This is a genomic window from Phaeovulum sp. W22_SRMD_FR3 (genome assembly GCF_052113705.1).
Lineage (GTDB): Bacteria > Pseudomonadota > Alphaproteobacteria > Rhodobacterales > Rhodobacteraceae > JBGQOG01.
Map to the genome: position 1 here is coordinate 216,709 of NZ_JBGQOG010000001.1, position 12,501 is coordinate 229,209.

General features: G+C 64.6%; 13 protein-coding genes. 6 read left to right on the plus strand and 7 right to left on the minus strand.

Annotated elements, in window-relative coordinates:
* Position 1: 1 nt before the first annotated feature.
* The 5 genes from ybeY to miaB all read right to left on the minus strand — a co-directional run bounded on the left by ybeY (position 2) and on the right by miaB (position 4,121).
* Positions 2-508: an rRNA maturation RNase YbeY gene (gene ybeY / locus ACEN2S_RS01010; protein ID WP_441861188.1), complete on the minus strand. Its 507-nt coding sequence runs from the start codon at positions 506-508 to the stop codon at positions 2-4.
* Complete coding sequence (locus ACEN2S_RS01015) at positions 492-1,508, minus strand: PhoH family protein (protein ID WP_441861189.1); 1,017 nt, start codon at positions 1,506-1,508, stop codon at positions 492-494. The genes ybeY and ACEN2S_RS01015 overlap by 17 nt, the downstream gene beginning before the upstream one ends.
* 169 nt (positions 1,509-1,677) lie before the next feature.
* On the minus strand, positions 1,678-1,989 hold the full coding sequence (locus ACEN2S_RS01020) for a hypothetical protein (protein ID WP_441861191.1): 312 nt from the start codon (positions 1,987-1,989) through the stop codon (positions 1,678-1,680).
* A gap of 11 nt (positions 1,990-2,000) precedes the next feature.
* Positions 2,001-2,489 carry an OmpA family protein gene (locus ACEN2S_RS01025; RefSeq protein ID WP_441861194.1) on the minus strand — a complete coding sequence of 163 codons (489 nt, stop codon included), beginning with the start codon at positions 2,487-2,489 and terminating at the stop codon, positions 2,001-2,003.
* A 300-nt stretch (positions 2,490-2,789) separates the two neighbouring features.
* Positions 2,790-4,121: a tRNA (N6-isopentenyl adenosine(37)-C2)-methylthiotransferase MiaB gene (gene miaB, locus ACEN2S_RS01030; RefSeq protein WP_441861196.1), complete on the minus strand. Its 1,332-nt coding sequence runs from the start codon at positions 4,119-4,121 to the stop codon at positions 2,790-2,792.
* A gap of 176 nt (positions 4,122-4,297) precedes the next feature.
* On the opposite strand from miaB, the gene ACEN2S_RS01035 reads away from it, so the two are divergent.
* Positions 4,298-5,164 carry a hypothetical protein gene (locus tag ACEN2S_RS01035; protein WP_441861198.1) on the plus strand — a complete coding sequence of 289 codons (867 nt, stop codon included), beginning with the start codon at positions 4,298-4,300 and terminating at the stop codon, positions 5,162-5,164.
* Positions 5,165-5,356: 192 nt separating this feature from the next.
* Here ACEN2S_RS01035 and ACEN2S_RS01040 read toward each other — a convergent pair whose 3' ends face one another.
* Positions 5,357-5,971, minus strand: coding sequence for a hypothetical protein (locus ACEN2S_RS01040; protein ID WP_441861200.1), 615 nt, complete (start codon positions 5,969-5,971; stop codon positions 5,357-5,359).
* Positions 5,972-6,158: 187 nt separating this feature from the next.
* Positions 6,159-7,058, minus strand: coding sequence for a LysR substrate-binding domain-containing protein (locus ACEN2S_RS01045; protein WP_441861202.1), 900 nt, complete (start codon positions 7,056-7,058; stop codon positions 6,159-6,161).
* A 97-nt stretch (positions 7,059-7,155) separates the two neighbouring features.
* Here ACEN2S_RS01045 and ACEN2S_RS01050 point away from each other — a divergent pair, with 97 nt between their 5' ends.
* Genes ACEN2S_RS01050 through ACEN2S_RS01070 form a run of 5 tightly spaced genes read left to right on the plus strand, consistent with a single transcriptional unit; the run spans position 7,156 to position 12,245 of the window.
* On the plus strand, positions 7,156-8,316 hold the full coding sequence (locus ACEN2S_RS01050) for a trans-sulfuration enzyme family protein (protein ID WP_441861204.1): 1,161 nt from the start codon (positions 7,156-7,158) through the stop codon (positions 8,314-8,316).
* A gap of 27 nt (positions 8,317-8,343) precedes the next feature.
* The gene (locus ACEN2S_RS01055; protein WP_441861206.1) at positions 8,344-9,351 is read left to right on the plus strand and encodes an amino acid ABC transporter substrate-binding protein; all 1,008 of its coding nucleotides are present in this window, start codon (positions 8,344-8,346) and stop codon (positions 9,349-9,351) included.
* Between the two features lies 1 nt (position 9,352).
* Positions 9,353-10,441 (plus strand): amino acid ABC transporter permease, encoded by a 1,089-nt coding sequence (locus tag ACEN2S_RS01060; RefSeq protein WP_441861208.1) that lies wholly within the window; start codon positions 9,353-9,355, stop codon positions 10,439-10,441.
* Positions 10,441-11,517 carry an amino acid ABC transporter permease gene (locus ACEN2S_RS01065; protein ID WP_441861210.1) on the plus strand — a complete coding sequence of 359 codons (1,077 nt, stop codon included), beginning with the start codon at positions 10,441-10,443 and terminating at the stop codon, positions 11,515-11,517. Before ACEN2S_RS01060 ends, ACEN2S_RS01065 begins: the two co-directional genes overlap by 1 nt.
* Positions 11,514-12,245 carry an amino acid ABC transporter ATP-binding protein gene (locus ACEN2S_RS01070; RefSeq protein WP_441861212.1) on the plus strand — a complete coding sequence of 244 codons (732 nt, stop codon included), beginning with the start codon at positions 11,514-11,516 and terminating at the stop codon, positions 12,243-12,245. The genes ACEN2S_RS01065 and ACEN2S_RS01070 overlap by 4 nt, the downstream gene beginning before the upstream one ends.
* Positions 12,246-12,501: the final 256 nt, after the last annotated feature.

The following is a 12,501-nucleotide window of genomic DNA, read 5'->3' on the forward strand; positions in this document are numbered from 1 at the left end:
ACTAGTCATATGGGTTTGCCAATCCCATTTTTGCAAGGATGCTGATCTCGCATCCTTCCATCAGAGCGGCATCTTTTTCCCGAATGTGATCAAAGCCCAACAGATGCAGCGTGCCATGCACCAAAAGATGCGTCACGTGATCGACCATGCTCTTGCCCTGCTCGGCCGCCTCGGCGGCGCAGGTCTCATAGGCGATGGCGATATCGCCCAGCTCTTCCGGCATCTCGTCATCGCCCGCCTCGGGCAGATCGGGGGCGGCGCCGTCGTCTTCGGCGCCGCGCTCTTCCGAGGGCCAGCTGAGCACGTTGGTCGGCTTGGCCTTGGCGCGGAAATCGGTGTTCAGCTCCATGATCCGTGCATCATCACAGCCCATCACACAGAGCATGAACCCCTCGGCTCCCAGCCCCAGTTCGGCCAAAACCCCCCGCGCGGCCTTGTCGGCCAGCGCGTCCAGACCCAACGCTTCCCAGCGTGCATCCTCGATAACTATATCAACCAGCGGTTCCATCTTCCCGCTCATAAGCCTCGATGATCTTCGCCACAAGGGCATGCCGCACGACATCCTTGGAGGTGAAGTAGTTGAAGCTGATGTCCTTCACCCCGCCGAGAATGCGCTCGGCATCGGCCAGTCCCGAGGGCATGCCCCGCGGCAGGTCGATCTGGGTGCGGTCGCCGGTGATCACCATGCGCGAGCCCTGCCCCAGACGGGTCAGGAACATCTTCATCTGCATGGTGGTGGCGTTTTGCGCCTCATCCAGCACCACGAAGGCATTGGACAGGGTACGCCCGCGCATGAAGGCCAGCGGCGCGATCTCGATCCGTTTCTCCTCCATCAGCTTGGCCAGCTGTTTGGCGGGAACGAAATCGTTCAGCGCGTCATAGAGCGGCTGCATGTAGGGATCGACCTTCTCCTTCATGTCGCCGGGCAAGAAGCCCAGACGCTCGCCCGCCTCAACGGCCGGACGCGACAGGATGATCTTGTCGACATGGCCACCGAACAGCATGGTGACGCCGACGGCAACCGCCAGATAGGTCTTGCCGGTCCCGGCGGGGCCGATGCCAAAGGCCATCTCATGCGTGAAGAGATTTTGCACATAGGCCTTTTGCGCATCGGTGCGCGGCTCGACCTGTTTTTTGCGCGTGCGGATCTCAAAGTGACCGGCGGCGAACATCTCCAGCTGATCATGGATCGGCAGCGCCTCGGTGGCGAGGGTGCCCATGCGGACCGCGGCGTCAATCTCCTCGGCATCCACCGGCTTGCCCTGCTCAAGCCGGGCGTAGAGCGTGTTCAGCACCCCCGCGGCCTGAGCCTGAGCCTCGGGCGTTCCCACCACGGCGAGCAGATTTCCGCGTCGCAGGATGTGAACCTCGAGCTTGTGTTCGATCTGTGCCAGGTTGCGGTCGAATTCGCCGCAAAGATCGATCAGCAGGCGGTTATCAGGAAATTCCAGCAGCGTCTCATGCGGCGGCTGGGACCGGGGCGGGGTGGTTGGTGCGCTGAAGCCCAATGAAGTCTCCCTGGCAGTGTATGTAGATTAATTCTGCGCCGCCGCGAATGGGGACGCAAGCACTGCTTGCGGTCTGTCGGCGGAAACATACCAAACTTGCCAAAAAGCTGAAAAAAAGGGCTGCACAAAAATTGTGCAGCCCTTTTTGGAAGTGCTCTGAAACCGAATCTCAGTAGTCGTCGGGCCGGACCGGATCATTGACGGCAGATCCCGATTTGAACGGGCCGACCGCGGTGTTCGGCTCGCCCGCGCCCGAGCAGATCGGCTTGCCGTAATCATCGTAGCGGCCCGAGAGATAGCCCTCGAGACCATCGTCGATGATCCAGTGATCGCAACCTTCCGGGTCGATCCAAATGCCGGCTTTCAGCTGGCTGAGATGCTTGCTGTCAACGCCGCGGTCAATGCCCTTGTCAGGGCCATAGGCGCAACCCGCCAGCAGCGCCGGGACGGCGATCAGGGCGAGAACGTGTTTCAATACCATGGTCCTGCCCTTCACTTCACACAGATGATTTCGACACGACGGTTCTCGGCCATGCCGGCCGCCGTCGAATTGGTGGCACGCGGCTGCCGCTCGCCATACCAGTTCACCGCCAGCACCGGACGGTTCACCGATTGCGCGACCTGCGCCACGGCGTTCGCCCGGCGCTGCGAGAGCTTCATGTTGTATTCATCCGAGGCCCGGCTGTCGGTGTGCCCGGTGATCACGAAGGTACGCGCCTTGGCATTGAGGAAGAACTCCTCCAGCCGCTTGCGGGCATTGGGATCAATCGCGCTGCGGTCGGTGGCGAACAGCTGATCGGTCGGGAAGATGCCGCAAACGTCGCGGTGACAGACCGGACGGCCCTCACGCGTCATGCGGTTGTCCATATAACCTTCGGCACCATCATCCATCGCCCAGTGTTCACAGCCATCCGGATCGATCCAGATGGTCGGAATATAGCGCTCCGCCTTGCCCTGCTGCGCAGAAACCGGTGCGCTCATCACTGAGACCGCCCAGGCCCCCGCAGCGACAACGCCGACAACCGATTTTAGCGCCCTGGAAATCCTTGCGTCCACCGCCCCTGCCTCCAACTGCATCCGGCCCGCCAAGGGCAGGACCTGAAATTCACCCATTATTGACTAATAGTAGCGGAAAAATGAGAATTGGGAAGCAGATTTAGCTAGATATTGTAGCTGCCTTCTGCACAAAGCGGCAAAAGCATCAGCTTTCGCCGCCGCGCGGAAACAATGGTCATTTTGACTGTTTGCGTGGGCCCGGCCGGTGCGTGGCCGGGCGCCGGATCAGATCAGCACACCGGCGAGCGAATTCGGGCCGCTTTCGGTGATTCTTGCCCGCACCAGCTGGCCGGGGCGCAACTCCGGCGCGGTGATGTGAACCGCATGAAGGTAATCGGATTTTCCGGTCCACTGCCCCGGCATCCGGCCCTGCTTTTCGATCAAAACGCCCACCTCGCGCCCGACCATGCCCTGCTGCACCTCGCGCTGCTGGCGGGTGATCAGCGCCTGCAATTCCTGCAGACGGGCATCGGCCACCGCGCCATCGACCGGCGCGCGGTCGGCGGCAGGCGTGCCCGGACGCGCGGAATATTTGAACGAATAGGCCATGCCGTAGCCCACCGCCTCGATCAGATCCAGCGTGGCGCGGTGATCCTCGTCTGTCTCCCCCGGGAAGCCGACGATGAAATCGCCCGAGAGCAGCATGTCAGGCCGGGCTGCGCGGATCCGCTCGATCAGCCTCAGATACTCCTCGGCGGTGTGTTTGCGGTTCATCGCTTTCAGGATCTTGTCGCTGCCCGATTGCACCGGCAGATGCAGATAGGGCATCAGTTTCGGCTCTTCGCCATGCGCGGCGATCAGATCCTCGGCCATGTCATTGGGATGCGAGGTGGTGTAGCGGATCCGCTCCAGCCCCTCGATCCGCGCGAGCGCCCGCACCAGCTGCGCCAGGCCCCAGGTGCCGCCCTCGGCCGCACCGTGATAGCCGTTGACGTTCTGCCCCAGCAGCGTGACTTCGCGCACGCCTTTGGCGACCAGCTTGCCCGCTTCGGTCAGGATGCGCTCCACCGGGCGGCTGACTTCGGCACCGCGCGTATAGGGCACCACGCAGAAGGCACAGAATTTGTCGCAGCCCTCCTGCACCGTCAAAAAGGCGGTGGGGCGGGTGTTGGCGCTGGGGCGGTCGGGCAGATGGTCGAATTTATCCTCGGCGGGAAAATCGGTATCCACCGTTTTCTCACCGCGATCGGCCGCGCGGACCATGGCGGGCAGACGATGATAGCTCTGCGGCCCGACCACCATATCCACCAGCGGCATCCGGCGCTGGATCTCGGCGCCTTCGGCCTGCGCCACGCAGCCCGCCACGCCGATCTTCAGATCCGGATTGATCTCCTTGAAGGCGCGCAGACGGCCCAGATCGGAATAGAGTTTCTCCGAGGCCTTCTCGCGGATGTGGCAGGTGTTCAGGAGCACCATATCGGCGCCCTCGGGACTGTCGGTCAGCACATAGCCCTCAGCGCCCATGGCTTCCGCCATGCGCTCGCTGTCATAGACATTCATCTGACAGCCATAGGTCTTGATATGCAGCTTTTTCGGGTCTGCCTTCACGTCCGCCATCGGGGCCACCTTTCGCAATCGTCGCCTGATACGCCCTTCGGCCCGCTGGGGCAACACCCACGGGCAGAAACCCGCGCCGCTGCACTGCAGCGCATCTTGCAATCCGGCATGGCTTGACCGATCTTGGCCCCGCCCGCCGGTACCGGCCGGCGGGGTACGTCATTGGGGCCGTTCGTATGGATTATCTTTCGCTGGAGGCTTTTCTCGAAGAGGGAAAGGCGGCTTTGACCAAGAGTCCGGTGGCGGTGATCCTGGTGGAAGATCTGGTCGCCGTGGATGCCACGATTCAGCATCATCTGGAGGCGGGTTTTCGCAGTGTGATCGTGCTGGCGCCGCCCGCGCTGACGCTGCCACCCGCGATGGCCGCCGCCGTGCACCGCATCCCCTATGACATGCGCGCGCCCGAAGCGATGAGCCGGGCGATGAACCGCATCATCGCCGCCTGCCCCGAAACAACATGGCTCTACTACTGCTACAATGCGGAGTTTCTGTTTCACCCGTTCTGCGAGACCCGCGATGTGCGCGAAATGGTAACCTTTCACACCGAAGAGCGCCGCGATGCGATGCTGAGCTATGTGGTCGACCTTTACGCCCCCGATCTGAACACGCATCCGAATGCCGTCTGTCTGGAGGGCGCGCTTCTGGACAAATCGGGGTACTTCGCCCTGGCCCGCACCGATGAGAACGGCCATGGGCTGGAGCGGCAGTATGATTTCTACGGCGGCCTGCGCTGGCGGTTTGAGGAACATATCCCCCCCGCCCGCCGCAAGATCGACCGCATCTCGCTGTTTCGCGCGCAACGGGGGCTGACCCTGCGCGAAAACCACACTTTCAACATCGAAGAATACAACACCTACGCCTGCCCCTGGCACCATAACATCACCTGCGCCGTGATGTCCTTCCGGGTGGCCAAAGCGCTGAAAACCAACCCCGGATCAAGCCACAGCATCCACCGGTTCCATTGGTACAACTCGGTCCCGTTCGGCTGGAACTCGCAACAGCTGATGGATCTGGGCCTGATGGAACCGGGCCAGTGGTTCTAAGTCTGCAGGTCCAGTTCTGAGGTTTCAGGTCTGTGGTTCCAAGTCCGGGGTTCCAAGTCCGGGGTTTTAGATCTGTGGTTCTGGGTCTGGGGTTCTGGGTCTAAGCTTCCAGGCTCGGACACGCCCCGCCAAATGCTGAAACGCCGCAGGCCCGCCGGTGCGGGACGCACCGGATCCGCCGTTGCAGCTGCGTTATTCCGCGTCGCCCTGCCGGTTGCCCTGCGCATCCAGCCACCAGCACAAAACCCGGTCTTCGGCGCGCACCTGCGCCGTCGCCGCCTCGGGTGTCGGGGCGGGCGCGGCGGCCAGGCTTTTGTGGCAGGTCAGCCCGGCAATCACGAGGCTGCCATAGGCACCATACCCCAGATGGGCGGTCACAACCTTGTCGATCAGATAGGGGCTCAGCTCCTCGGGCCGCGCGCAGGCCGGGTCCTGCACAATCTCGGCAAGGCGCTGACGTTTAGTCTCTTCCGCGGCCATCAGCGCCGCCACCTCGCGGCGAAAGGCGGGCTCGGTCTCGATATAGGCATCCAGCTTGGGCAATTTCGCCTGCGGGCGCTTTTTCAGTTTCAACCGCCCCTCGCGGTAGAGCGCGCGCAACAGGCGGCCGCCGATGGGCGAAATCAGCTGCACCGGCCCGTCATAGAACGCCAGCTCGCGGTCCTCATCGGTCAGCTGCACGGTTGTGGTGCGCCCTTCCAGCGCCGCTTTGCGCAACACCGCCAGCGCCGGTGTGCGGTGCACATCGGGGATCATGTCGATGACCGAAAGGGCGGGCTTCATGCGCGCGCGAATGTCCCAAAGCATGCTGGTGTCCCTTGTGTGAATTCTCTGCCGAAGCGACCGCGACCCCACGTGACCGGGGGAAAGGCACTGCTTAGCGGGTTTGCGCCGGAGTTGGCAGAGGGTTTCGCCCATCAAAGCGCCTCATGCGGGGCTGCGGCCCGCGGCGCCGCACCGCAGCCCCGGCACGCGCCGCATCCGAGACCGGACGTCAGCCCTCCTCAAAGCGCAGGCTGTTGCGCGTGGCGAACAGATGCCGGGCGAAGTCACGTACCAGACGCGCGCGCTGGCTGTCCGGGCGAAAGAGCAGCAAGGACCGGAACGCCACCTTGGGCAGGAAGGGGCGCAACACCAGCCCGCGTTCGGTAAAACCTTCGGTCGACAAGGGATTGACGAGGCCGACGGCATCCCCCGCCAGCGCCAGCGCGCAAATGGTTGAGGAATTCGCCGTCTCGATGATGTAGCTGGGCGTCACACCCGCCTCTGCCAGCGCCTGATCAAAGCGGTGTCTGGCGCGATCCTCCGGGGTCAGCCCGATCAGGGGCACCCCCGCCAAATCCGCCGGTGTCAGGGTTTTGGCGCGGGTCAGCGGGTGATCGGGGGGCATCGCGATCACCCCGGGAAAGCTGGCGAAGGGCTGCGCATCAACGCCCGACACGTCGATCTCATCGGCGGCCAGCCCCAGATCCAGCTGCCCGTCCGCCACCTGATTGCGGATCGCCGCCGAGCCGGAGACCTGCAAGGTGATGCGGATCTTCGGATTGTCTGCGCGAAACGCCTGCACCGCTTTCGGGACCAGCGTCGCCGCCAGCGCGGACAGGCTGCCGATGCGCAACAGACCCGAGCCATATTCGCGGATCGCGGCGGCGGCAGAGCGCAGCCGGTCCAGCCCGATGTAGCTTTCGCTGACATCGCGAAAGAACATCTGCCCTTCCGGTGTCGGCACCAGCCGCCCCCGCACCCGGTCAAACAGCAAGAACCCCAGCGATTGCTCGAGCTCCGCAATGCTGCGGCTGACCGCGGGCTGGGTAACGTTCATCAGCTCCGCCGCCCGCACGGTGGAGCCGGAGATCATGACGGTGTGGAAAGCTTCGAGTTGCCGGAAGTTCATCCTATTACCTTAGCGCATAGATCTATGCCTGTGCATCAGTTGTTTTACTGTCCCCCGTCGGGTTTGTCTTGGGGAGACGTAGAACAGGACCTGCCCCATGCGCGACGCCACCCTTTGCCCGATCCATCCCGTCATTTCCGAAGCGGGCTATGCCAGCCTGACGGTGCCCACACATCGGGCCTCGACCATCGTGTTTCCGGATGCGGCCGCTTATGCCACCCGCGGCCAGCGCGATCTGGACGGCTATTCCTACGGGCTGCACGGCACGCCCACCAACCGCGTGCTGGAGGCGCAGCTGACCGCGCTGGAAGGCGGGCAACATACCGTGCTGCTCCCCTCGGGGCAGGCCGCGATTGCGGTGGTGTTCCTGGCGATGCTCAAGCCCGGTGACACGGTGATGATCCCCGACAGCGCCTATCCGCCGGTGCTCGGCTTTTGCCAGAACTTCCTCGGCCCGCTGGGGATCGGCCACCGGATCTACCGCCCCGATGCGGGCGATCTTGCGGCGCAGATCGACGCCAGCGTGAAGCTGATCTGGATGGAATCCCCCGGCTCGACCACGATGGAGGTGCAGGATGTGCCCGCCATCGTTGCGCTGGCCGGGCGGCACGGCATCCGCACGGGCATCGACAACACCTGGGCCACGCCATTGCTGTTCAAACCACTGGCGCATGGGGTGGATTTCTCGATGCAGGCGCTGACGAAATATGTCGGTGGCCATTCCGACCTGTTGATGGGGTCGGTCAGCGTGGCGGATGCCGGTTTGCGCCGCCTCATGCGCGATCAGATGCGCATGCTGGGCCTGGGCGTGCCGCCCGATGCCGTGGCGCTTGCCCTGCGCGGGATCGAGACGATGGCCGTGCGCCTGGCGCATCAGGGCCGCGTCGCGCTGGAGATCGCGCAAACGCTGTCGGCCCGCGGCATCGGCGAGGTGCTGCACCCCGCCCTGCCCTCCTGCCCCGGCCACAGCCTGTTCAAACGCGATTTCGCGGGCGCGAGCGGCGTCTTCAGCGTGGTCCTGCCCGATGCCACCCGTCTGAACGCCGCCCTTGATGCGCTCCGAGTCTTCGCGATTGGCGCCAGCTGGGGCGGCACCCGCAGCCTGATGGCCCCGATGACCATCAGCCGCGCCACCCCACATCCGCGCAACGCCAAAACCATCCTGCGGCTGCAGATCGGCCTCGAAGATCCGGCGGATCTGCGCGCGGATCTCGACGCCTTCTGCGCCATCCTTACCCCCGAAAAAGCGGACGTCTGAACGTCCCGAACCCAGAGAGAGGTCACCATGAAACATCTTACCCTCGCGGCGCTTGCGCTGTCCGTGCCGGTCGTCGCCCAAGCGGCAACCACGTTGGAAACCGTGCAAGAGCGGGGCCGGCTGATCTGTGGCGCCAGTCAGGGCACCGTCGGGTTTGGCGCGCCCGACAGCAATGGCATCTGGCGCGGCCTTGACGTCGAGACCTGCCGCGCGGTGGCGGTGGCGGTCCTGGGCGACAAGGATGCGGTGGATTTCGTGCCGCTCTCGGGTCAGCAGCGCATCCCCGCCCTGCAGACGGGCGAGATAGACCTGCTGCCCCGCACCCTGACCTGGACCCTGCAGCGCGACGCGAATGGCATCGATTTCACCAGCCCGAATTACTATGAGTTCACCGGCTTCATGGTGCCGAAATCGCTGGGCGTCACCAAGGTCGAAGAGATGGCAGGCGCCGCCGTTTGCGTGCAGACCGGCTCGACCACCGAAGTTGTGGTGGCCGATGTCTCGGACAAGCTGGGGCTGGGGCTGGAGCCGGTGGTGTTTGACAACACCTCCGCCACCCGGCAGGCGTTTTTCTCGGGGCGCTGTGACGCGCTGATCACCGATGCGGCGGCGCTGGCCTCGGTGCGCGCGACGCAGGCCGAGAACCCGGATGACTATGTGATCTTTCCGGCCACCGACTATATGGACGCGCTGACGCCCGCGGTGCGGCATGGCGACAACCAGTGGAAAGACATCGTCACCTGGTCGATCGAAGCGTTGAAAACCGCCGAGCTTCTCGGGATCACATCGCAGAATGTGGATAGGTTTGCGGACAGCAAGGACCCGCGGGTGCGCCGTTTTCTGGGCCTCGACGCGGGCAATGGGGCGGCCCTTGGCCTCTCCGAGGATTTTGCCGCCAATATCATCCGCGCGCTCGGCAATTACGGCGAAATCTTTGACCGCAATCTCGGCGCGGGCAGCCCGCTCAAACTCGCGCGCGGCGCGAACGCGCTCTACAAAGACGGCGGGCTGATGTTCCCGCTGACCTTCCAGTAAGATGCGCCTTCTTCGCGATGCGCGGGTGCGGGGCGGTCTGATTCAGATCGCCCTCATCGCCGCGGTGGCTTTGGTCTTGGTGTGGATCGGCCACAACGCCGTACAAAACCTGACAGAACGCGGTATCCGCGTCGGTTTTGACTTTCTGAACCGCTCCGCGCGGTTCCCGATTTCCGAGAGCCTGCTGCCCTATGATCCGCAGGACAGTTTTCTGTGGGCCTATGTCGTCGGGCTGGGGAATACGCTGTGGATCTCGGCCCTCGCGATCATCGGCGCGACGGTGCTGGGGCTTGGCGTCGGCCTTGCCGGGCGCTCGCGGCATCCGCTGCTGTCCGGACTGGCGGCGGGCTATGTCGGGCTGATGCGGAACCTGCCGCTGATCGTGCAGCTGTTGTTCTGGTATGCGCTGGCCACCGCCAGCTTCCCCGCGCCCCGCGCGGCATGGGAGCCGCTGCCCGGCGTGTTTCTGACCCAGCGCGGCATCTTTCTGCCCGCCCTGCCCGCCGCCGACCTCGCGCTGGCGGTGGCAGTGGCCGGGGGGGTGGCGCTTCTCTGCCGCCGGGTCCCCCGGCGCGCGGTGGTCGCGGCCCTCGCGACCTTCACCCTGTCGCTGGTGATGATGCAGGCCCGCGTTTCGGTGCCGGAACTGCAGGGCTTGACCTTCAACGGCGGTCTCCGCCTCTCGCCGGAATTCGCGGCGCTGATGCTGGGCCTCATCCTCTACACCGCCGCCTTCATCGGCGAGATCATCCGCGGCGGCATTGAGGCGATTGCCTCCGGCCAATGGGAGGCAGGCCGCGCGTTGGGGCTGAGCGACCGCGTGACGCTGCGCCGCATCATCCTGCCGCAGGCGTTGCGGGTGATCATTCCGCCGCTGACCTCACAATACATGTCCACCGTGAAGAACACGACACTGGCGCTGGCCGTCGGCTATCCGGAACTGGGGCTGGTGGTGAACACCGTGATCAACCAGACCGGGCAAGCGATTGAAAGCCTGCTGATCATGCTGGCTGTGTTCCTCACCATTTCACTTTCGGTCTCTGTGGTGATGAACTGGTATAACGCCCGTGTGGCGATCGTGGTGCGCTGATGGAACATCATGTCGTTGCCCCCCGCCCCGCGCCGCCGAAATCCCGGCGGCCCTTGCTGCGCCTCCTCTTTGGCGATGCGGTTTCCGTCACCATCACCCTCGGCGTCACCGGGCTGCTGATGGCAGTGCTGCCCGCGCTCGACTGGGCCTTTGTCAGCGCCGACTGGCACGGCGACGCTGACAGCTGCCGGCAGGCCAGCGGTGCCTGCTGGGCCTATCTGCACGACAAGGCGCGGCTGATCCTGTTCGGGATCTATCCGCCGGACCAGCAATGGCGGCCCATTCTGGTGATGGTGCTGATCCTTGCCATGGTGATGGCCTCGCTCTTGCCGCGGTTCTGGAACGGCCGCCTGATGCTCCTGTGGGGCGGCGCGATCGCGTTGATGCTGGTGCTGATGCACGGCGGCCCCCCCGGCCTGGACGTGGTGCCCACCGCGCAATGGGGCGGGCTGCCGGTGACGCTGTTGCTGGCGGTGCTGTCGCTCGGCCTGGGCTTTCCGCTCGCCGTGCTGCTGGCGCTGGGCCGCCAATCTGGCCTGCCAGTTGTCAAAGCAGTGTCGGTCTGCACGATCGAACTGGTGCGCGGGCTGCCGCTGGTGGGGCTGCTGTTCGTGGCAGCGATCCTCTTGCCCCTGCTCCTGCCCGCCGACTGGAGCATCGACAAGCTGGGCCGGACGGTTGCGGCCCTGACGATCTTTGCGGCGGCCTATCTGGCCGAGGTGCTGCGCGGCGGGCTGCAGGGCCTCGGCCGGGGGCAGGCAGAGGCGGCGCAGGCGTTGGGCATCCCCTATTGGAAAATGATCTGGCACATCATCTTGCCGCAGGCGATCCAGAAGGTGATCCCGCCGCTGACCAACACCGCCATCGTGATGGTCAAGAACACCTCGCTGGTGATGATCGTCGGTGTCTTCGACATGCTGGGGGCCGGCCGCGCGGCGGCGGGCGACCCGGCCTGGCCTGCCCCCTTCACCGAGACCTATCTGTTCATCGCGGCCATCTATTTCGCGATTTGCGTCTCGATCTCCCTCTACGCGCGCTGGCTGGAGCGCGGCGTCAAACGAAAGGCCTATGCATGACCGCGATCACTGTCACCGCGCTGAACAAATGGTACGGCAGCTATCACGCGCTGCGCGACGTCGACCTGACCGTGGCCGAGGGCGAGCGGATCGTGATCTGCGGCCCCTCGGGGTCGGGGAAATCAACGCTGATCCGCTGTCTCAACCGGTTGGAAGAGCATCAGTCGGGGCTGATCCGCGTTGGCGGCGTGACGCTGGACGATGACTTGAAAAACCTTGATGCGGTGCGGCGCGAGGTGGGCATGGTCTTTCAGCATTTCAATCTGTTCCCGCATCTGACCGTGCTGGAAAACTGCGCCCTTCCGCAGATCCTTGCCCGCAAGACCCCGCGTGGCGAGGCCGAAGAGCGGGCCCGGCATTTTCTGGCACGGGTCCGCATCCCGGAACAGGCGAGCAAATTTCCCGGCCAGCTGTCGGGCGGACAACAGCAACGCGTCGCCATCGCCCGCGCGCTTTGCATGCGGCCGAAAATCATGCTGTTTGACGAACCGACAAGCGCCCTTGACCCCGAGATGATCGGCGAAGTGCTCGACACGATGATCCACCTCGCCGAGGAGGGCATGACGATGGTGGTGGTGACGCATGAAATGGGCTTTGCGCGCCGCGTTGCCGACCGGGTGATTTTCATGGCCGAGGGCCAGATCATCGAAGAGGCCGCGCCGGAGCCGTTTTTCACCGCCCCCGTCAATCCGCGCACGCGAAAGTTTCTGCGCCAGATTGTCCACTAAGCCGTGGCGGGCGGCGCCCCCGCATCAGGGGCGCCACATCCGCAGGCGGGGCGCAACCCTCCCGCCTGCGGTCGATACCAGAGGGCCCCCGCTCTTCGCGCACCGGGGGCACACGGGGCCCCCTCGTCCTGCGCAGCCTGCGCCCCGGCGCCCGCGACGCTGAGGTTGGGAGCCGGTTGCTTTCCCCGCGCCGCCGCCCTGAGCGCCACCACACCAGATCATCTCTTGCCATCCGGCGTCTGTTTTGCCATTAGGT